The 19,335-nt window shown below is 58.1% G+C and carries 19 protein-coding genes and 5 tRNA genes; 14 read left to right on the forward strand and 10 right to left on the reverse strand.

Annotated elements, in window-relative coordinates; all coding sequences use genetic code 11:
• Nucleotides 1-53 precede the first annotated feature (53 nt).
• From HMPREF2736_RS04905 to HMPREF2736_RS04925, 5 genes are all read left to right on the forward strand, one after another.
• A tRNA-Val gene (locus HMPREF2736_RS04905) sits at nt 54-125 on the forward strand.
• Nucleotides 126-161: 36 nt separating this feature from the next.
• Nucleotides 162-237: transfer RNA gene (locus tag HMPREF2736_RS04910), tRNA-Gly, on the forward strand.
• Nucleotides 238-277: 40 nt separating this feature from the next.
• Nucleotides 278-351, forward strand: a tRNA-Cys gene (locus HMPREF2736_RS04915).
• Between the two features lie 16 nt (nt 352-367).
• A tRNA-Val gene (locus HMPREF2736_RS04920) sits at nt 368-439 on the forward strand.
• Nucleotides 440-475: 36 nt separating this feature from the next.
• Nucleotides 476-551: transfer RNA gene (locus tag HMPREF2736_RS04925), tRNA-Gly, on the forward strand.
• 50 nt (nt 552-601) lie between these two features.
• Here the strand turns inward: HMPREF2736_RS04925 and HMPREF2736_RS04930 are convergent.
• The gene (locus tag HMPREF2736_RS04930) at nt 602-1,489 is read right to left on the reverse strand and encodes an SLAC1 family transporter (RefSeq protein ID WP_070615174.1); all 888 of its coding nucleotides are present in this window, start codon (nt 1,487-1,489) and stop codon (nt 602-604) included.
• Between the two features lie 151 nt (nt 1,490-1,640).
• Here HMPREF2736_RS04930 and HMPREF2736_RS04935 point away from each other — a divergent pair, with 151 nt between their 5' ends.
• From HMPREF2736_RS04935 to msrB, 4 genes are all read left to right on the forward strand, one after another.
• Nucleotides 1,641-2,819, forward strand: a complete 1,179-nt coding sequence (locus HMPREF2736_RS04935) for a multidrug effflux MFS transporter (protein WP_070829017.1) — start codon at nt 1,641-1,643, stop codon at nt 2,817-2,819.
• A gap of 67 nt (nt 2,820-2,886) precedes the next feature.
• Entirely contained in the window at nt 2,887-3,657 is a 771-nt protein-coding gene (locus tag HMPREF2736_RS04940) for a pyrimidine reductase family protein (RefSeq protein ID WP_070829018.1), read from the forward strand.
• Between the two features lie 25 nt (nt 3,658-3,682).
• Entirely contained in the window at nt 3,683-4,918 is a 1,236-nt protein-coding gene (locus tag HMPREF2736_RS04945; protein ID WP_070569919.1) for a glycosyltransferase family 87 protein, read from the forward strand.
• Nucleotides 4,915-5,328, forward strand: coding sequence for a peptide-methionine (R)-S-oxide reductase MsrB (msrB, locus tag HMPREF2736_RS04950; protein ID WP_070451301.1), 414 nt, complete (start codon nt 4,915-4,917; stop codon nt 5,326-5,328). The genes HMPREF2736_RS04945 and msrB overlap by 4 nt, the downstream gene beginning before the upstream one ends.
• 13 nt (nt 5,329-5,341) lie before the next feature.
• Here the strand turns inward: msrB and hemQ are convergent, their stop codons facing one another.
• Nucleotides 5,342-6,046: a hydrogen peroxide-dependent heme synthase gene (gene hemQ, locus HMPREF2736_RS04955; RefSeq protein ID WP_180950015.1), complete on the reverse strand. Its 705-nt coding sequence runs from the start codon at nt 6,044-6,046 to the stop codon at nt 5,342-5,344.
• 134 nt (nt 6,047-6,180) lie between these two features.
• On the opposite strand from hemQ, the gene HMPREF2736_RS04960 reads away from it, so the two are divergent.
• Together HMPREF2736_RS04960 and HMPREF2736_RS04965 are read left to right on the forward strand one after the other, a co-directional pair.
• A complete protein-coding gene (locus HMPREF2736_RS04960; protein ID WP_371325696.1) occupies nt 6,181-6,819 on the forward strand; it encodes a DUF3000 domain-containing protein in 639 nt (212 codons plus the stop codon).
• Nucleotides 6,820-6,835: 16 nt separating this feature from the next.
• Nucleotides 6,836-8,113: an HRDC domain-containing protein gene (locus HMPREF2736_RS04965; protein WP_070451299.1), complete on the forward strand. Its 1,278-nt coding sequence runs from the start codon at nt 6,836-6,838 to the stop codon at nt 8,111-8,113.
• 4 nt (nt 8,114-8,117) lie between these two features.
• Here the strand turns inward: HMPREF2736_RS04965 and dxs are convergent, their stop codons facing one another.
• The 4 genes from dxs to dut form a co-directional block, all read right to left on the reverse strand.
• On the reverse strand, nt 8,118-10,037 hold the full coding sequence (dxs, locus tag HMPREF2736_RS04970) for a 1-deoxy-D-xylulose-5-phosphate synthase (protein ID WP_070829019.1): 1,920 nt from the start codon (nt 10,035-10,037) through the stop codon (nt 8,118-8,120).
• Between the two features lie 129 nt (nt 10,038-10,166).
• Nucleotides 10,167-11,426, reverse strand: coding sequence for a class I SAM-dependent RNA methyltransferase (locus HMPREF2736_RS04975; RefSeq protein WP_246822055.1), 1,260 nt, complete (start codon nt 11,424-11,426; stop codon nt 10,167-10,169).
• 2 nt (nt 11,427-11,428) lie between these two features.
• Nucleotides 11,429-12,367, reverse strand: a complete 939-nt coding sequence (locus HMPREF2736_RS11935; protein ID WP_083322981.1) for a DUF3710 domain-containing protein — start codon at nt 12,365-12,367, stop codon at nt 11,429-11,431.
• A 71-nt stretch (nt 12,368-12,438) separates the two neighbouring features.
• Nucleotides 12,439-12,915, reverse strand: a complete 477-nt coding sequence (gene dut, locus HMPREF2736_RS04985) for a dUTP diphosphatase (RefSeq protein ID WP_224212648.1) — start codon at nt 12,913-12,915, stop codon at nt 12,439-12,441.
• Nucleotides 12,916-12,971: 56 nt separating this feature from the next.
• Here dut and HMPREF2736_RS04990 point away from each other — a divergent pair, with 56 nt between their 5' ends.
• Complete coding sequence (locus tag HMPREF2736_RS04990; protein WP_070829020.1) at nt 12,972-13,493, forward strand: DUF3093 domain-containing protein; 522 nt, start codon at nt 12,972-12,974, stop codon at nt 13,491-13,493.
• Nucleotides 13,494-13,536: 43 nt separating this feature from the next.
• Here HMPREF2736_RS04990 and HMPREF2736_RS04995 read toward each other — a convergent pair whose 3' ends face one another.
• Entirely contained in the window at nt 13,537-13,830 is a 294-nt protein-coding gene (locus HMPREF2736_RS04995) for a DUF4193 domain-containing protein (RefSeq protein WP_070422359.1), read from the reverse strand.
• A gap of 160 nt (nt 13,831-13,990) precedes the next feature.
• On the opposite strand from HMPREF2736_RS04995, the gene ppgK reads away from it, so the two are divergent.
• Together ppgK and HMPREF2736_RS05005 are read left to right on the forward strand one after the other, a co-directional pair.
• The gene (gene ppgK / locus HMPREF2736_RS05000) at nt 13,991-14,809 is read left to right on the forward strand and encodes a polyphosphate--glucose phosphotransferase (protein ID WP_070829179.1); all 819 of its coding nucleotides are present in this window, start codon (nt 13,991-13,993) and stop codon (nt 14,807-14,809) included.
• A gap of 309 nt (nt 14,810-15,118) precedes the next feature.
• The gene (locus tag HMPREF2736_RS05005) at nt 15,119-16,561 is read left to right on the forward strand and encodes an RNA polymerase sigma factor (protein WP_070816247.1); all 1,443 of its coding nucleotides are present in this window, start codon (nt 15,119-15,121) and stop codon (nt 16,559-16,561) included.
• Between the two features lie 109 nt (nt 16,562-16,670).
• Here the strand turns inward: HMPREF2736_RS05005 and HMPREF2736_RS05010 are convergent, their stop codons facing one another.
• The 3 genes from HMPREF2736_RS05010 to HMPREF2736_RS05020 are packed head-to-tail and all read right to left on the reverse strand — an operon-like array spanning nt 16,671 to nt 19,298.
• Nucleotides 16,671-17,234, reverse strand: a complete 564-nt coding sequence (locus HMPREF2736_RS05010) for a DUF4190 domain-containing protein (protein WP_070451290.1) — start codon at nt 17,232-17,234, stop codon at nt 16,671-16,673.
• Nucleotides 17,235-17,286: 52 nt separating this feature from the next.
• Nucleotides 17,287-19,044, reverse strand: a complete 1,758-nt coding sequence (locus tag HMPREF2736_RS05015) for a DEAD/DEAH box helicase (protein ID WP_070451288.1) — start codon at nt 19,042-19,044, stop codon at nt 17,287-17,289.
• Nucleotides 19,041-19,298, reverse strand: coding sequence for a DUF3039 domain-containing protein (locus HMPREF2736_RS05020; protein ID WP_070422354.1), 258 nt, complete (start codon nt 19,296-19,298; stop codon nt 19,041-19,043). Before HMPREF2736_RS05020 ends, HMPREF2736_RS05015 begins: the two co-directional genes overlap by 4 nt.
• Nucleotides 19,299-19,335: the final 37 nt, after the last annotated feature.

Raw genomic sequence — 19,335 nt, forward strand, 5'->3', positions numbered from 1 at the left:
AGGGTCGCGAGTTCGAGTCTCGTCATCCGCTCCAGTTCCATCAAGGAACGTGGGCGCGATTAGCTCAGCGGTAGAGCACTACCTCGACACGGTAGGGGTCACTGGTTCGATCCCAGTATCGCGCACAGAGGGTCTCCCCCCTCGTCAACTGAATACAAGATGCGGATGTAGCGCAGTTGGTAGCGCATCACCTTGCCAAGGTGAGGGTCGCGAGTTCGAGTCTCGTCATCCGCTCCAAGTACTTCGGAGTTCCCGAATACTTTGGAGGTAACTCCACGGTGGATTGGTCGAGTGGTTAGGCAACGGTCTGCAAAACCGTGTACACGGGTTCGATTCCCGTATCCACCTCCAAGCTGTCACCAGCCAAGCGCGATTAGCTCAGCGGTAGAGCACTACCTCGACACGGTAGGGGTCACTGGTTCGATCCCAGTATCGCGCACAGAGGGTCTCCCCCCTCGTCAACTGAATACAAGATGCGGATGTAGCGCAGTTGGTAGCGCATCACCTTGCCAAGGTGAGGGTCGCGAGTTCGAGTCTCGTCATCCGCTCCACAAAAGACTGTCTATCGTTTCGGTAGGCAGTCTTTCTTTTATCCCCTTTTCTATAGGCGCTGCAATTGCCAAGCCCCGAAACGTACCGCGCAAATGCTCCAGTGCACAAGAAGCAGAATCAACAGCACAAAGGATAATTGGGACCACCCCTGGTACCAAGCCCCTAAGCACAGCGTTCCCACCGGGAATGTGGCACCCCACCACCCCGGACCGTAGGGCGCAATTGTCACTACCGCCTGGTAGAAGCAATACATTGCGAACAAGGAACACGGCACTCCGATCACGAACATGACAATGCCGTAGAGGTGGGCGTCGAAAAGCACTGTAGATGCGGCCGTCGATTGCCCGACGACGCCTAGTGGGATCCAGGCTGTACCTGCGGCTGCGCCACTTGGGTGGTAACGGTGGCGCATGAATGACCAAAAGCAATAGGCAAACAGCGGAATTGCCGTTGTCAACGTGAGCCAGAAACACACCACACCGACATAGTGGTAGAGCGCTCCATGCTCATCGGATAGCTGCCCTCCAGACGTTGCGGCCACCATTGGCGTGACCAACGCAAGGCCCCAGGGAAACGCAGGTTTTCCATAGAGGCTCGGTCGCTTCCAAAACGCCCAAAGCTGCCACAAACACACTAGTGCGGAAAGCGGTGCACCGATCCACCAACTGGCCAACTGGAATCCATCGTTACCGGTCAGCGCGGTCCACGCTGAGCCGCAAGACAGTAGCCCCATCGTGTACATGCCCCACGCCGCCATATTTTGGTGGCGAGGAGGCTCATGTCGAGCGCCCACCGTAAAAACCGCAAGCAACACAGCGGCACACAGGGCGAACGCGATCTGGCAGAGACGAAAGCCATGCAAACCAGACAAGGTGGAGGCAATTGAAGTGCCCATCAAGGCACCGGCCCACGCCGGACCGTACTTTGGCAACTGCATGATAACCACGCTATGCCTGTTCCCAACCTATTAGCGAATCTGTGTGTGCAGCTCCCCCGATTGTTGCCTCTGCTGTTCTCGCTCACTGCAATGGTCATGAGACTTCAATAGGCATCGCTTCACCAGAATCCGGAGCGGCTATCCTACCGGCGTGCAGAAACTTTCTGGTGGCCTCCTCGCCGCGCTGGCTTTGTTTACCGCCTCTGGCCCCCTGGGCATCGACATGTACCTCCCGGGCATGCCAGAGCTTGCGACGAGTTTGTCGACGTCACACTCATTTGCCCAGATGACCATTACCGGGTTCATGCTCGGTATGGCCCTTGGCAATCTCTTGTTTGGGGCGATTTCCGACGGGACCGGACGAAAGCCTGTCATTATTGTGGCTTCCGCCGTTGCCCTTGTTGCCTCGGTGGCTTGCGCGCTAGCCGATTCCATCGCATTCCTCATTTGCGCCCGCTTCTTCCAAGGCCTCGCAGGTGGATGCGCGATCGTTGTTGCTCGTGCTGTCGTCCCCGACATTGCTCACGGAAAACAAGCCGCGCGCGGGCTTTCAGCGCTCATGGCGATCTCCGGGTTTATGCCTGCAATCGCCCCGGTGCTTGGTGGCCTCATCATTCCCGCATTCACCTGGCGCGGCGTTTTTTGGACAATCGCTGCAGTCAATCTTGCGCAGCTCGTTGTCGCTTTGTGGCTCGTTCCCGAGACGCTGCCCTCCCACAAGCGGACAAGTGGCACCTTGCGCCAGATGTTTCCGCGGATGGGGCGCTGTCTACAACGTCCCGCGTTCACTGGATACATGGTGGCTGCAGGTTTGGGCTTTGGCACGCTCTTTTCCTACATCGCGGCTTCTCCCCTAGTCCTCCAATTACAGCTCGGTCTGAGCCCAACCACATTCTCTCTCGTCTTCGGGAGCATCGCGTTGCTCATTCCACTGAGCAACACGCTCAACATGCGGCTGCTCAAGCGGCACCAGCCGCGCACGCTCCTTACCGTCGCACTCGGAGTTGATCTCACAGTAGGTGCGATACTCCTCGCATTTTCCATTTTGGGTCCAAGCAACGCAATGATTCCTTTTATCGCAATCCTCTCCGCGATGGCGGGATTCATCATGGCGAATGCTTCCGCTCTCGCTATCGAGGAAGTGCGAGATATCGGCACCGGGGCCGGAACCGGTGTCATGGGGTTCTTCCAATTCATTATCGGGGGACTCGTTCCACCACTTGTTGCGCTCGGTCCAAACCCGGCCACTGCGATGGCGCTCGGCGTGCTCACCTGCGCTGGTTTGGCGCTTACGGGAGCACGTATCAGCTCACGCTTTCACCGAAGCTGATCAGCTTCAACCCACCACGTTCCAAAACCACGAGGCCAGAAACAAAACCTCTTTACAATTAACGACGATGCTTACCACCAACACCTCAGGCCAGCTTCCCGACTCAATCGACCCGCAGGTATTGATTGGGCCGGTTCTTCCACCTGGGGACTGCGAGACGCGCTTGATTGGTATTGCTTCGCTCACCGGGGTTGCCGCAATCGAGGGAGCATCTGCCGGCTTGGGAAATGCGACCGATTTCGCATTGCTCAACGCCCTTCGCGTGTGGTCCGATGCAGTGCTCGTTGGCGCGGAGACGGTACGGAAGGAAAACTACTTCGGTGCGCGAGTCTCGCCAGAGAAACAGCAACAACGGAAGGAAAACGGGCAGTCTGTCGCGCCTCCGATTGTGGTGTTAAGCCGCAGCCTCGGTTTTGATACGTCCTCGCAGCTCTTCTCCAATAGTCTCGCAGCGCCGATATTCGCCGTCCCCCAGGATATGCTCGATACCCCTGAGGTTGCTGCTCGCGTACATGACATCACCGAGGCTGGTGGCAGCATCCTCCCGCTCGTAGATGACTCCATGCGAACAGCAATTGAAGCGCTGCACATGCACGGTATGTCCCGCATCGTTTGCGAGGGAGGTCCACAGCTCAACACCCAGATGCTGAATGAAGACGCGGTAGACGTATTTCATTACACCATCAGCCCTCACGCAGTGCTGCAGCCTTCTGAAGTGAGGTTGTTCGGGCACAGTGACGACGATCGCAACATCCCCTTTGTTCTCGAGTCGGTTAAAGCAACAAGCGATTCCCTGCTGTTTTGCCGTTACCGAAGGGTGCGGGACCGAAAAGGCTAATCGAGCCGGTACGGTATCACCCGTGATGTTGCAAACTCGCCTCCATGATTTTTGGGTCGCCCCAGCGCCCGTCGCGACGCGTTCCCACGCGGAGGTACCAACCTCCACGCTTCGAGGCGCAGGTGCTTTGGCTTGGCCACTGGCAGTCATCTTGATCGTGCACAGGCTTTTTGTCCTCGCACGCACCGGATCGGTGACCGACGACTTCACTACGGTCTGGTCGGCGGCACGCCGCTTCGTCGACCGAGTACCTGTGTACAACGAGATTTACGAGCACGTTGACCCGCACTACCTCTATAACCCGGGTGCTACGCTGCTACTTTCTCCTCTTGGGATGCTTCCAAGTATGGAAAGCGCGAGGCCATTTTTCATCCTGTTCAACGCGCTTTGCATTATTGCTGCAGTCACATGGCTTACGCGGCTAGCGGGCTTCCGCATGTCTCACCCGGTGCTTCCAATCGCATTAGCCCTTGCATTTATGACGGAAGCCGTGACAAATACCTTGGTGTTTTCGAACATCAACGGCGTACTGCTTCTCGCCCTGACTGCGTTTATCGCGTTGTTTCTCGCTAGGCGTGATGTCGGTGCGGGTATCGTGCTCGGGCTGGCGGTCGTCGTCAAGCCAATGTTCGCTCCGCTTCTCGTACTGCCACTGATGAAAATGCGGTGGAAGGTAGTTGCTAGCGGTGTCGCCGTACCTGTATTCCTCAACGTCATTGCCTGGCCGCTGACTCCAGGTGCTCGCGACTACATCGACGTTGTTGTGCCGTATCTAGGCATCACACGCGACTATGCCAACTCTTCGCTCGCAGGTTTTGCCGTCTATTTCGGTATGCCTGCCTGGGCGCACACCATCCTCTTTGTCGTCGCTGCATCTGCTGTTGCGGCGGCGATCATTGGTTTAGCCCGCTGGCGTTATAGCGACGAATGGCTTTGGCTGACCCTGAGCACCGGCGTCCTGCTCGCAGGCGTATGCCTACTGTCCTCACTCGGACAGGCGTACTACTCGATGATGCTCTTCCCCGCCCTGTTTACTGTGTTTCACCGCGCCAGCCCCCTGCACACTTGGCCAACGTGGCTGGGCGCCGTTTTATGTCTCGCGCCACTGAGTTGGGTTACGCCTGACGCGATACTGCTTGGACGGTGGCTGAACACTTTTCTTCCCACATTTGGATGGGCCGTGTTTATTGTCGCGGTGGCATCGTGGGTATGGTCTACTCAAATCACATCGGCGCCACAAAAGGAGAGGACGCGACAATGAGCGAATCCAAACCAAATTACAAGGACTTCACCGAAGCACAGTGGCGAGAAAAACTTAGCCCTGAAGAGTTTCGGGTCCTGCGGGAGGCCGGCACCGAGGCACCCGGTGTGGGCGAATACACCAACACCACCACTGAAGGTGTCTACCGCTGTAGAGCATGTGGTGAGGAACTGTTTCGGTCCTCAGAAAAGTTCGACGCACACTGCGGGTGGCCAGCATTCTTTTCCCCACTGGCGGGCGATCGGATTATTGAGCGCGAAGACCGCTCTCACGGAATGATCCGTACGGAAGTACTCTGCGCGAACTGTGGCTCTCATCTCGGCCACGTGTTTGCCGGCGAGGGTTTTGACACCCCCACCGACCTGCGTTACTGCATCAACTCCATTAGCCTGACGCTGAAAGAGGCCTAGGGCCTCATCCGGCCTACGGCAGGATGTTGATGATCTCCGCGATGTCGCTGACGCGACGTCCGGTCTGGAACGGAACCTCCTCGCGCACGTGCAGGCGGGCCTCGGTGTAGCGCATCGTCTTCATCAGGGCCTCAATGCGCTCGAGCGTTGGCGCCTCAAATGCCAGCATCCACTCGTAGTCGCCGAGCGTAAACGCCTCGACGGTGTTCGCGCGCACGTCCGCAAAGTCGCGGGCGGCTTGGCCGTGTTCAGAAAGAATTCGGCGACGCTTCTGGGGGTCCATGATGTACCAGTCATACGAGCGAACGAAGGGGTAGACCGTGATCCAGTCACCCGGTTCCTCCCCCATAATGAAACTCGGCAGGTGGGACTTGTTGAACTCTGCAGGACGGTGCAAACCGTTGCCAAGCCAGCTCACCTCAACGAGCTGACCGAACGCAGTCTCACGTCGGAAATCAGCCAGTGCCTTTTGTAGGTCGGAAAACTCTTCTGCGTGCCACCAGATCATGAAGTCTGCATCAGCACGAATGCCGGTGTTGTCGTAGATGCCACGAACAACAACGACGCCCTCTTCTTCAAGCTTGCGGAAGAAAGCCTGCGCTTCTTCGATGATACGAGTACGTTCCGTCCCAAGAGCACCGGGAATTGCACGGAACACTGCAAACTGCAGATAACGCTGCGTGGCGTTGAGTTTCGCAAAGTCAAGCTTGGCCATGATGACGCTCCTTCCCTGCCGATACGGCAGATCAAACTAAAGTCGTAATGAGTCTACGCTGTCGCACATTGCGTCTCGACGATATGTCGGCGCGCCTCCCCCACCACACGCAACGGGTCGATACCTTTATGCGTGTGATGAATCCGGACACCACCCCCCAGACCTCCACACATAGTGCGGATACGCTCGGGGAAGGCGCAAACGAGAACTGGCCGGCGGATTTTTCTAAGGCCGTCGAGTCAATGCATGCAGCCCAGCTGCGTCCTGAGATTTCCCTCGGGACTATCCGACCGCCGCAGCGACCAGCACCGTTTAGCCATGCTGTGGGGCTCGAAGTAGTCCACCCGAACGAGGACGGTGACAACATCCCGGTCGATTCAGAAGGCGATGCTTTCGGCCGACTAATCCTCCTACACTCCCCTGCCGCCGAGGAGGCCTGGGAGGGCACCATGCGGCTGGTGGCCTATATCCAAGCGGACATGGATGATGCTGTGGCGTCAGACCCATTGCTACCTGACGTCGCTTGGCAGTGGCTCAATGAATCGCTCGCGGAGACCAGTGCTGGGTTCACTAATCTTGGCGGCACGGTTACGTCGACCGCATCAGTACGCTTCGGTGAGATCGGCGGACCTCCCCGCGCATACCAGTTGGAGATGCGCGCCTCCTGGACTGCTGAGGGGATCGACTTGAAGAGCCACGTCGAGGCTTTTTCCAAGGTTTTGGCCCATGTTGCCGGGCTTCCACCAGAGGGTGTGACACAGCTCAACGCACGCTAGGGCATACTTACGCAACATGACATCCCAGGTGCAGTACCACCTCGTAGAAACTCCCGAGCAATTCTCTCGCGCAGCGGCGGCATTGGCAGAAGGTCGAGGCGCTTACGCCATCGATACCGAGCGCGCAGCGTCATTTCGTTATGACGACCGAGCGTTTCTCGTGCAGATTTATCGACGAGATACCGATACGTACCTGTTCGCCCCGGAAGGCAACCGAGACGCGCTTCATGATGCCCTCGCTCCCGTCATCAACGGTGAGGACTGGATTATCCATGCAGCCGTCGATGATCTTAAGTCGCTCGCAATGCTCGGTCTCTACCCAGGCACAATCTTTGATACAGAACTCGCATCCCGCTTCGCAGGGTTTAATAGGCCAAATTTGGCGGCGATGGTGCAGCACTTCGTAGGAGTAGAACTTAAGAAAGGTCACGGCCACGAAGACTGGTCCACCACACCTCTGCCACCGACGTGGCAAGAATACGCAGCGCTAGATGTGGCACACCTCCACGATCTCGCAGAGGCTCTCGCCGAGCAATTGGACAACGAAGGCAAGCTTTCGTTCGCCGAGCAGGAGTTTGAGCGGATTGTCAACGAGCTCGGACCGGACAACGCACCCTTTAATGAGACATGGCGTGACATGAAGGGAGTGTCAGGGCTACGCTCCGCCAGGAGCCTGCAGCTCGCTAAAACGCTGTGGACTGCCCGCGACGAACATTGCCGAAAAGAAGACATCTCTCCCGGTCACATGCTCTCGAGCGAATCAATCGTCACCATCGCTCGTACTGTGCCATCTTCCCCATGGGAACTGCGAAACTGCCTGCGCTACCGCTCGCTCAACACAACGAAAGCCAAATTCTGGTTTAGTCTCGTCGAACAGGCGCTCGCTGAGAACCCCGAACAATGGCCAACCCCCGCGCAGCCTGCACCGACTGACCCTCCCGCAAAAATTGTGTGGGAACGCGACTACCCACGTTCCTGGCACGCATTGCAGTCGGCGCGAAAGTACGTCTCTGAAGTGGCGACGCAACAAAACATCCGTCCAGATATGCTGCTCTCTTCTGCAGTGCTGCGACAAGTTATGTGGACTGCCCCAGACTCCGACGCCGTATGGAGTACTGACGCTGCTGCTATGCAACTGAAGCGTGCTGGGGCACGCCCATGGCAGATCGCCCTTACAGCACCGCTGCTCGCGCGGGCCCAAGCTGAAGCGAAAGCAGCAAGAATCCCGCAGGGCAAAACCCCGTCATCTGGGCGAGCTGCAGCACGTCGACGTCGCAGGAAGCGCGCTCAATAGCGCCTTACTCGCTGTCAGCGAGTCGCTGTGCCCACTCTTTAATCTGCAGGGCGGCAGACTCCGCATCGAGTCCATACTCCTCGAGGATTTCGTCGCGGGACCCGTGCAGGGGGAACACATCCGGAAACGCGAGTTGGCGTAGCGGTGTGTCCACCTCTGCTGCCGAAAACGCCTCAGCGATAGCAGATCCGACGCCGCCTCGAATGATGCCGTCTTCATAGACCACAACCATGTCAGCTTCGACAGCCAGGTCACACAGCGCGGCGTTGACCGGAATGATCCAACGGGGATCGACAACAGTTACGCGGATACCGTCGTCGACAAGCGCATCTGCAATCTCGAGCGCGGCCTGACCAAATGCGCCGACGGCAACGAGTAGCACGTCGATTTCTGAATCGCTGCTATCACCTGTGGGTTCGGCGAGGATATCTACACCGCCGACGTTTCGCAGTGCCGGGATCGTCGGGCCGGCAGAGCCCTTCGGGAACCGTACGATCGTCGGGGCGTCGTCGACAAGAAGGGCCTCCCTGAACTCTTCGCGCAACGACTGAGTGTCTCGAGGTGCGGCGATACGGACACCCGGGACGATCGATGCGATCGCCATATCCCAAACACCGTTATGGCTTGCGCCGTCGGAACCAGTTACGCCTGCACGGTCCAGCACTAACGTAACCGGCTGGTGGAGCAAACCTGCATCCATAAGCAACTGGTCAAAAGCACGATTGAGGAAGGTCGAGTAAATCGCCACAACCGGGTGCAATCCACCGAGTGCCATACCAGCGGCAGACGTCACTGCGTGCTGTTCCGCAATCCCCACATCGAAGAACCTGTCTGGGAACTGCTCACCAAATGGCTGCAGACCGGTTGGCCCCGCCATTGCCGCAGTGATCGCAACGATGTCATCGCGTTCGTGGCCTGCGCGAAGCAGCTCTTCGGTGAAAGCGGCGGTCCAACCTGGCTTAGAGGTGGCCAGTGCTTTTCCTGTTACAGGGTCGATCACGCCGGTAGAGTGCATCTGGTCGGCTACGTCATTGACTGCCGGGGCGAAACCGTGGCCTTTCTCAGTGACAACATGCACGATCAACGGCCCCTCGTAGCGCTTGGCATACTTAAAGGCGTTGAGCAGTGCCTTGAGATCATGCCCCTCGACTGGACCGACATATTTCATACCAAGGTCCGGGAACATTTCGGTTGGAAGAACCTGATACTTCACGCCCTCCTTGAGCGCATGCAACGCATCAAAGGTCTTCTCTCCGACCCACCCCATAGATTTGAGGGTCTTTTTCCCAGACTCCATGACCTCGTCGTAGCCAGGCTGGATCCGAATAGCGGCAAGCTGGTCACGGAGCTTGGTCAGATTATTGGCCAGCCCGCCAATCGTCGGAGAGTACGAACGGCCGTTGTCGTTAACCACGATGACAACGTTGCGGTTTCCGGCCGCGATGTTGTTGAGTGCTTCCCAACACATGCCACCTGTGAGCGCTCCGTCACCGACAACTGCGATGACGTGATCGTCCGAATTACCGGTGAGTTCCTTCGCTTTGGCAAGACCGTCAGCATAGGACAGCGAGGCACTGGCGTGGGAAGATTCGGTCCAGTCGTGTTCTGATTCAGATCGCGACGTGTACCCAGAAAGACCGCCCTTCTTGCGCAAGGAATCGAACTGGTTCGCACGTCCAGTCAAAATCTTGTGCACATACGACTGATGCGACGTGTCAAAGATGATTGGGTCGTTCGGGGAATCGAAAACGTAATGCAGCGCCAGTGTCAGCTCAACAACGCCGAGGTTCGGTCCGAGGTGTCCTCCGGTTGCTGACACTTTCTGGATGAGCAGCTGCCGGATCTCGTCCGCGAGCGCGTTGAGCTGGCTCGGCGCGAGCTTCTGCACGTCTGCCGGTGTCTCAATATGCTCGAGCAGTCCCACTATCCTGTCGCTCTCCTTCAGGTTTTTCGCCGCGATGCGGTCCGCATCTGCAGTGTTCCCGTATGGTTTCCGCACGTTGCGTAGTGCGGAATCGGTTCTGGTCAGCTTACACTCTGAAATTAGTTGGCCCTATTCCTCCGCACCACCATTGTGGTCAGGCACAAGTGATGCCATGACCTCAAAATGGTGAGTATTGGGAAAAGCATCGATAAGAGCGATGTGCTCGACTCTAAATCCGTGCGCGCCAAAGCCTGCGAGGTCGCGCGCAAAGGTTGCTGGATCACAACCGATGTGAATGATGCGTTCTGGAGCCGCTTGCGCAATCTTGTCGACGACATCACGCCCTGCCCCTGACCGGGGAGGATCTAAGACAACAAGTCCCGGAGCCGGAAGCTCGCTGATTCCAACTTCCACCTTCGCATTGTGGCGATGCACATCAAACTCGTCTTCCACTGGCTGTGGGTTCGCCGTCGCCGACGCGGAGTAATCAACGCTGTCGATCCTGCCGCCGCCGATTGCCTCATTGATCGCAGGCACAAATGCACCGACGCCTCCATACAGATCCCATCCGTTACGGTGCGTGTAGTTGTCGCTTCCCCATTCTTTAATGAGGTCGCTATAGGTTTGCGCCGCGTTGAGGTGCGCTTGCCAAAATGCTGTAGGGGGAAAGGAAAACTCGTGACCGTCTACCACCTCGGTGACCAACCCCGGGCCTTCAAGCACGTTGTGAATACGCTCAACGCGTCGGCCACGCTGCGCCGACTGTGTTTCCACAACGTGACGTTTCCCGCGGAAATCCACGACCGCCACAATCTCACTGCCGGGCGTGTATCGAGCCGCGTCGTCGCCAATGATGCCGTCGAGCACTTGCGGCGCGACCTGACTACACACGACACCACCGACAACGTCTGTCGATTTCAGTGCACGCATTCCGGCTCGTCCTTGCGGGTCAACGCCCATGCGGACACGGGTGCGCCAACCAGTTCTGGGTTCAAGCTCCACAACCCGCAATTGCTTCTCGACGACATCCGCCTCGACAACACCACTCTTGCTCGCAAGCGCACCGAGTTGGCCAAGAAGAACGTCGCGTTTGAGCGATACCTGTACCGCCGGGTCAATGTGCGCGAAGTCGCAGCACCCCGCACCTGCTGCTGCCGCAGGACAAGCCGATCTGACCCGGTGAGGCGATGGATCCACTACTTTGACAAGCTCTGCACGTGCCCAGCGTTTTTTCACACGGGTCAGTCGCGCTTCAACCGTGTCGCCGGGAATTGCGCCCGCGATGAAAACGACGCGCCCGTCTGGGGCGTCGGCGATGCCTTCTCCCCCGTGCGCCATTGCCCTCACAGACAACTTCAGCACGAGGCCGGCAGTAATCTCGTCAGTCACAGCTACTCGGACTTACCGCGTCCGGCTGCACGCTGAGCGCGCTGCGCCTCACGGAATTCGCGGAGCTGCTTTTGGCCTTCGACATTTTGAGCGATGATCTTCTGCAACGCGTCGCTCAGCACGTTCGGGTTGCCCTCCGCGGGGGCTTCCTGAGCGCCCTGAGCCTGCTGAGCACGCGCCTCCACAGCCTCTTGCACCTGCTTTGCCAGCTGCTCAGGAAGCACAACGGGGAGAGAGTTTCCAGCAAGAATCGGGTCGTCGCCACGGTAAACAAACGAGCGCGCGACCGTTTCACGACCAAGTTGCGCAAGCTGGTCTTCCGAACCGGACGGAGCAGCAAGTGTCACGCGGTAGAGCCAGCGCGGCCCCTCCACACCGATGATTCGAATGACGCCGTTAGTACCGGTTCCGACGATCTCTTGACCCCAGGGTCCCTGCTCAACTTCGACGGGCATACCCTCAGAACGCATACCTTCGATGATCTCTTCGGAAGATTCCTCCCACAAACCACCGGTTCGCGGAGCAGCGAACGCCACCGGGGTCAGGCGGCCGAAGCGGGTGACGATGTGAACCATCTTGGGGCCCTGCTCGCCCATCTCCACCTGGACCTGAGATTCCTTCGGCAGTGGAATCCGGATGGATCCGAGGTTCAGCGTGGCCTGGGAGAAGTCCGAAAAGTCAAAGTCATCAATGTTGACGTTATCGCCGTCGAACGGACCCGTGGAGCCATTGATCGGGTCATAATCTGTAAGGACCTGTACGCCTTCTGCCACACGAAGCTCCGGCGCCTCTACCTGTGCATCTGCCGATTGGGTATCGGCAACCGGTTCGGGCGCCTCAGCCTCGGACGCTGCCGGTGCCGCGGTTGACTCCTCTACAACCTTCTGCGGTTCCGGGGTTGTTTCGGCTTTCTTCTTCCTCCTGAACGGCCAGATTGCCATTGCAGGTACCTCCTCTAAATTCTCAGTACGTTTTCGTCGCTAAAGACTGTAGCCCCCAGAGCGACACAGAGTTAGTTCGTGCCAGTCGATCCGTAGCCGCCAGCGCCTCGGACCGTCTCATCGAGCTCGTCTACTTCTTGGAAGCTTGCCAGTTCCACACGTTGCACGACGAGTTGTGCGATACGCATTCCACGTGTGATGACAATCGGCTCAGACCGGTCGGTGTTAATGAGGCACACCTTGAGCTCGCCCCGGTACCCTGCATCGACGGTTCCGGGAGTATTTACAATGCTCAAGCCCTGCTTTGCTGCGAGCCCGGAACGCGGGTGAATCAATCCCACTGTGCCTACAGGAAGCGCAATCGCAATTCCTGTGCCAATAAGCGCTCGCTCACCTGGCTGGAGCGTCACATCCTCTGCGGAGTAAAGGTCAGCTCCGGCATCTTCCGGGTGAGCCCGGTGAGGCAAGGGCAAATCAGGGTCAAGTCGCTTGACTGCGATTGGGCCGATGGTGTCGTCGATACGCGCGATTGATTGTTGCTCTTCCACGCTGCCAACCATACGGCAGCTGGGTTCCTCCGATATCAATGCCTAAGGTATGAGGGGTGACTACGAACCCAGTGAATCCTTCCGACACTTCCGCTCCGGATGCAGCGAAAGTGCTGTATACCGAACGCCAATGGGTGCCTTGGTACTGGTGGGCTGCAGTTGCAGGCCTGACGCTGCTCTTCGCAGGCGAGCTCGCACTGAACCGCAACATGTGGTGGTTTGTCGGCGGCTTTGTTGTCGCAGGCGCGTTGGCGGTCTGGTTTTTAGTATGGCTGTCGCGCTACACCCTAACCGTTGAGCAGGACCCTGACGGGACCCGCTGGTTGCTCGCCGGGGATGCGAACTTGCCCAGTACGGTCGTGGACCGCGCGACGGTTGTGCCGGCTTCCGCCCGCCAGAATGCTTTGGGTAGGCAACTCGATCCGGCAGCGTTCCTCATCACGCGGTCGTGGGTGCCCGAGCATGTTCTTCTCGTGCTCGATGACCCTGAGGATCCGACGCCGTATTGGCTTATTTCAGCAAAAGACCCGGAAGCCGTGCTTGATGCATTCGTTCCGGGCCTTAAGGACCGCTCCTAATCCCCACGAGGAGCGGATAACGGCTTGCGCCGCCTGACACTAATTACTCGCAGTCGAGGCAGATCTTGGAGCCGTCGTCCTCGACATAGGCGAGGCGCTTGTTCTTTTGCACCAAGAAGCAGGACGCGCAGGTGAATTCGTCTTCCTGGCGTGGCTTGACCTCAACATTGAGTTCCTCACCCGAGAGGTCCTGCGTCGGGGGCTCGACAGGCTCGACGATTTCCCCATCATCGTCCATGCTGCTGCCTGCAACCTCTGCTGCCTTCAGGCCTTCGAGGGAGTCGGTTTCGATGTCGTCGTCCATGCGGCGGCGCGGCGCATCGTAATCGGTGGCCATGCTTGATGTTCCTCCAGCTCAACGTCGTGCTTGATCGCGCCTCTACACGCGATATTTGAGCGGAATACTAAAGCACGTCCATGCTTCTGTCATCTTTGCTGGTAGAAAACAATTTTTTCCACACCATCCGCACAAGGGTGCAACTTTGTACACTGCGCTCATGACCTCACCTCATCCACAAGCCGAGTCACACGCACCACGCACGATCCAGTCCTCTCCCCGGTTCGGCTTTGGAGTTGACGTTGGAGGCTCCTCCCTGAAGGCTGCGGTTGTCGACCTTCACAGTGGCGAATTACACGGTGAAAGACTTGAGGTTCCTACGCCACAATCGGCGACCCCTAACGCTATTGCAGAGGCGGTCGCGCAGTTAACGCGTCAAGCAGCATGGACCGGCCCTGTTGGGATTGCACTTCCGAGCGTGATTGTCCGCAACATTGCTCGCACTGCGGCGAATATTGACCCGACCTGGGTGGGCACGGATGTGGTTGAGCTTTTCTCCGATGTGTTGGGGCACCACGATGTCACTGTGCTCAACGATGCCGACGCAGCCGGGCTTGCGGAGGTGTCTTTCGGATGCCCCGAAGCACAGCGCGGCTCTGCCTTGTTTCTGACGTTTGGCACGGGTATCGGCTCAGCGCTTCTAGCTAACGGTCAGCTCTTTGCCAATAGCGAGCTCGGGCATCTGCTTATCGACGACACGGAGGCCGAACACCTTGCTTCATCCGCCGTGCGCACGAGGGAAGGCCTTTCTTACGACGATTGGGCCAAGCGCGTGGAAACTGTTCTTTGCGAATACGAACGACTCCTCAACCCGGATGTCATCATCGTTGGCGGCGGTGTTTCGGAAAACAGTGACCAGTGGGTTCCACTGCTGAACGTCAACACTCCAGTAGTTGTGGCCAAGTTACTGAATCGAGCAGGCATCGTGGGCGCTGCCAAGGCCGGTGCCGGTCATGTCGCTGGCTCACCTCATAGGTAAATCCTGTAGGGTGTTGACATTCTGCATATTCGGGCTACGCGCCCATACGTGCAGTAGGCACATAAAAATGGAACGTTCACCTGCTTGCTAGGATGGGCGTTCTGAAAATTTTTATGTGCTTGCGTACCCTGGTTTTCCAGTGGTAGCAAACACTGCACCAACTGCACTTCACAACGATGAAGTGCACATCGCAGTGGTTGTGGGCCGAACCTCTTGCGAGGTCCCGGCCCCGAGATAGTCTGATGAGTCGAAAGGGCGTACGTGGTAGCCAGCGAAGCTTCAAGCAACAACACCGTTCATGGCGAGCCTGTGGATCCGTCAAACGGTGGCGAGAGCAACGGTTCCGGTACCGACTCGAAGCCTGCCAAGAAGACGGTGAAGAAAGCAGCCAAAAAAGCAGTGAAGAAAACCGCGAAAAAGACTGCTAAAAAGACTGCGAAGAAAACCGCGAAAAAGACAGCCAAGAAGACGGTAAAGAAGTCCGCGAAGAAAACTGTCCGTAAGTCTGCGGCGAAGCGCACCACAAAGGCTGCTCAAACCGCTGCAGCGACGGCGGACGAAGCCGAGACCGAGGATCTCGAGGCAACAAGCGCGGACGACGAGTCCTTGGATCCGACAGATGCCGAGGATTACGACCCGGACATGGGCGACGATGAGGACGACGCGTTCGACGAAGATCTCGACGGTGCCATGGACGACGCCGACGAGACCGAAGACGAAGATGACGAGGAAGAAGAGGACGACGGTTCTTCTGTCTGGGACATTGAAGAATCCGCCGCTCTACGCCAAGCACGCAAGGATGCTCAGCTGACCGCATCCGCGGACTCTGTTCGTGCCTACCTCAAGCAAATCGGCAAGGTTGCACTTCTTGATGCAGAGCAAGAGGTCTCTCTTGCGAAGCGCATCGAGGCAGGACTCTACGCACAGCACCGTCTCGACGAGATGGCACGTGCTGCTGCAGAAGGCGACAAGGATGCAAAGCTCACGCCTGCGGTAAAGCGTGATCTCCGCGCGGTTGCTCGTGATGGCCGTAAGGCAAAGAACCATCTGCTCGAGGCGAACTTGCGTCTCGTCGTGTCGCTGGCCAAGCGTTACACCGGTCGCGGGATGGCATTCCTGGATCTGATTCAGGAAGGAAACCTTGGCCTCATCCGTGCCGTTGAGAAGTTCGACTATTCCAAGGGCTACAAGTTCTCCACCTATGCCACGTGGTGGATCCGCCAGGCAATTACGCGTGCTATGGCAGACCAGGCCCGCACCATTCGTATTCCGGTGCACATGGTCGAGGTCATCAACAAGCTTGGCCGCATTCAGCGTGAGCTGCTGCAGGACCTCGGTCGCGAGCCAACGCCGCTCGAACTGGCAAAGGAAATGGATATCACCGAGGAGAAGGTCCTCGAGATCCAGCAGTACGCTCGTGAGCCGATTTCGCTCGACCAGACGATTGGTGACGAGGGCGATAGCCAGCTCGGCGACTTCATCGAAGACTCCGAGGCAGTCGTTGCCGTGGATGCCGTGTCCTTCACGCTTCTACAGGATCAGCTGCAAGACGTTCTGCACACGCTCACCGAACGTGAGGCTGGCGTCGTTCGCCTGCGCTTCGGCTTGAGCGATGGCATGCCGCGCACCTTAGATGAGATTGGTCAGGTCTACGGCGTCACGCGTGAACGTATCCGCCAGATCGAGTCGAAGACGATGTCGAAGTTGCGTCACCCGTCGCGCTCCCAGGTGTTGCGCGACTACCTGGACTAAATTTTCACGCGACAAAGCTCAGCGCCCCGGCCAGATCATGTATCTGCCGGGGCGCTGAGCTTGCGCTTTACTCGGTGCTACTCGTTTACGGCGAGTATCACCGCGGTCTTTAGTTCGAGGACCCTTCCATTTCATTTATCTTTTCATTGAAGCCATCTTCGATGCACTTCTGGTATGCAGCGTTGTCCGATTGGTACTGTTCACAATCGCCGATGATGTCCTTGGCAAAGTACACACCCCAGAAGATCATCACCGCAGTTGCGATCATTGCAAAAGCGCCTAGGACCAGGCCGGTCACCGCCATGCCTTTGCGGGAACCCGGCCCCACGATGTTCTTCGATTTACGGATACCAACGATGCCGAGGATCACCGCGATGACACCAAGAATGATGGCACCGAACAACGTGAACATGGCAGGGATCGAGAGAATGCCGAAAATCAGGGCTGCCATTGCAACGCCATTAGGTTTCTGCTCCCCTACCGGCGCTGTGCCGTAGGGCGCGCCGTAAGCGGAGGGGCTCTGGGCCGTGTCATAGCCCGCTGGTGCCTCATAGCCGGCGTAGTTGTTCGCTGTGTCGTAGCCTTCCGGCTGCGGCTGGTTATAGGGCGAGACTCCCTCAGGGTGGCCGTTCGGGTCGTTCGGGTAACCGTTGGGGTTGTAGCGGTCAGTCATTCGTTTCTCCTCGTTTTACGTAATGTGCCCGCCCACTGTACCGACTTCGGTGTCACCAGTCACGAAGGTATGCGATGCGTTCTCGGAGCTGTTCCGCGCTACACAGTGCAGTCGGTGGACCTCCGCAGGCCTTTCGTACCTCGGTGTGGATCGCACCGTGTGGGCGACCAGTTTTGCTGGCGACGATGGATACGCGCGCGTTGAGTTCGCTGCGTAGCTGAGGGAGTTCGTCAGCTGCAGTTGCACTTTGGGGAGTCTCCTCCACCGGCTGTGTTACCTTCTGCGGCTCCCCGAGGATCTCTGCTCGTTCACGAGCGCGTCGTTCCTCTGCCCGGCGCGCTTTTTCTTCAGCATCGCGTGCGTCGAGTTGGTCGGCCTGGCGTTTGGCCAGCAGGGTGCGTACTTGCTCGGCGTCGAGGAGGCCGGGCAGTCCGAGGAAGTCTTGTTCCTCTGCAGAGCCGGCGACTGTTGGGGTGCCGTAGGTGGATCCGTCGAAGATCAGCGAGTCGAGCTCCGCCGATGCTCCGATGGTTTCGTATCCGGAGGTTTCGTCGGGTTCGTTTTGGGTGCGGTTGGCCTGCTCGAGCAGTTCGTCGGACCAGCCGGATTCGCGGTGAGGTTTGCCTAGGACGTGGTCGCGTGAAACCTCCATTTCCTCAGCCAGGCGCAGCAGCACTGGGACGGAGGGTAGGAAGACGGAGGCCGATTCGCCGGGCATGCGGGAACGGACGAAGCGTCCGATGGCCTGGGCGAAGAACAATGGTGTGGATGCTGAGGTTGCGTAGACGCCGACGGATAGGCGTGGCACGTCGACGCCTTCGGACACCATGCGGACAGCGACCATCCATTCGTCGCGGGATGCCGAGAATTCATCAATGCGGTCGGAGGCGCCTGGTTCGTCGGAAAGAACGAGCGTGACTGGGGTGTTGGAAAGTTTTTCCAGGATTTTCGCGTACGCGCGGGCGGTGGTTTTGTTGGTGGCGATGACTAGTCCGCCAGCGTCTGGCATGTTTGCGCGGACTTTCATCAGGCGGGTGTGTGCGGCATTAAGGACGGCTGCGACCCAGTCACCTTTCGGGTCCAGTGCGGTCTTCCATGCACGTGCGGTTTGTTCGGCGTTCAGTGGTTCGCCGAGGCGAGCTGAGTACTCCTCCCCTGCTGAGTCCTTCCATTGTGCTTCGCCGGAGTATGCAAGGAACACCACGGGTCGGACGACGCCATCGGCAAGTGCGTGGGAATAGCCGTAGGTGTAGTCCGATTCTGAGACGAGGTGGCCGGCGCCGTCTTCGACGTAGCGCACGAAAGGGATCTGGGAGTCGTCGGAGCGAAACGGTGTACCGGTCAGAGCGAGTCGGTGTTCGACGTCATTGTATGCCTCGTAGACACCATCACCCCAGCTCTTGGAGTCACCTGCGTGGTGAATCTCGTCGAGAATCACCAGCGTGCGTCGTGCTGAAGCGACAGCATGGTGTTTGAAGGGGTGCATACCTACTTGCGCATACGTGACGACGATGCCGTCGTAGGCGGCGTTGACTGCCGAAGAGTTGGTGAAGTTTGGGTCCAACGACATTCCGAACCGCTTGGCGGCGTCCGACCACTGGTGCTTGAGGTGTTCGGTCGGTACGACAACGATAATGCGCTGAACGGTGCGGTCAGCAAGCAGGGTCGAGGCAAGCGTGAGCGCGAAGGTGGTCTTACCTGCGCCGGGCGTTGCCACAGCCATGAAGTCGCGTGGCTTGGTACTCAGAAACGAATCGAGGGCCTCCTGCTGCCATTTGCGCAGCGAAGGCCCAGAAGACGCGGCTGTCACTTGCGGCGCAGCCCCTTATAGATCCGCTCGCAGTCCGGGCACACCGGAGAGCCGGGCTTTGCTTGTTTTTTCACCGGGAAGGTTTCGCCACACAGGGCGACGACCATTTTGCCGGAAATCGCAGAGTCGACAATTTGGTCTTTTTTGACGTAGTGGAAAAACTTCGGGGTTCCGTCGTCGGTTGTCGACGAGGTATCTTCCCGCAAATCCGGGCGTTCAAGTGTCTTCGTCGTCGTGTTCACGCGCTCTATCATGCCCCAAATTGAGCGAGAGGTTAAGCCGGAGGGCTAA

It is taken from the genome of Corynebacterium sp. HMSC036E10 (genome assembly GCF_001836265.1).
Lineage (GTDB): Bacteria > Actinomycetota > Actinomycetes > Mycobacteriales > Mycobacteriaceae > Corynebacterium > Corynebacterium coyleae.

Bases quoted from the DNA above. Each gene is read 5' to 3' on its own strand.
- HMPREF2736_RS05020 (WP_070422354.1), bottom strand. From the start codon at position 19,298: ATGATAGAGCGCGTGAACACGACGACGAAGACACTTGAACGCCCGGAT.
- ppgK (WP_070829179.1), top strand. From the start codon at position 13,991: ATGACCTCACCTCATCCACAAGCCGAGTCACACGCACCACGCACGATC.
- HMPREF2736_RS04960 (WP_371325696.1), top strand. From the start codon at position 6,181: ATGAATCCGGACACCACCCCCCAGACCTCCACACATAGTGCGGATACG.
- HMPREF2736_RS04940 (WP_070829018.1), top strand. From the start codon at position 2,887: ATGCTTACCACCAACACCTCAGGCCAGCTTCCCGACTCAATCGACCCG.
- HMPREF2736_RS04945 (WP_070569919.1), top strand. From the start codon at position 3,683: ATGTTGCAAACTCGCCTCCATGATTTTTGGGTCGCCCCAGCGCCCGTC.
- HMPREF2736_RS04965 (WP_070451299.1), top strand. From the start codon at position 6,836: ATGACATCCCAGGTGCAGTACCACCTCGTAGAAACTCCCGAGCAATTC.
- HMPREF2736_RS05010 (WP_070451290.1), bottom strand. From the start codon at position 17,234: ATGACTGACCGCTACAACCCCAACGGTTACCCGAACGACCCGAACGGC.
- HMPREF2736_RS04995 (WP_070422359.1), bottom strand. From the start codon at position 13,830: ATGGCCACCGATTACGATGCGCCGCGCCGCCGCATGGACGACGACATC.
- HMPREF2736_RS11935 (WP_083322981.1), bottom strand. From the start codon at position 12,367: ATGGCAATCTGGCCGTTCAGGAGGAAGAAGAAAGCCGAAACAACCCCG.
- HMPREF2736_RS04930 (WP_070615174.1), bottom strand. From the start codon at position 1,489: ATGCAGTTGCCAAAGTACGGTCCGGCGTGGGCCGGTGCCTTGATGGGC.
- msrB (WP_070451301.1), top strand. From the start codon at position 4,915: ATGAGCGAATCCAAACCAAATTACAAGGACTTCACCGAAGCACAGTGG.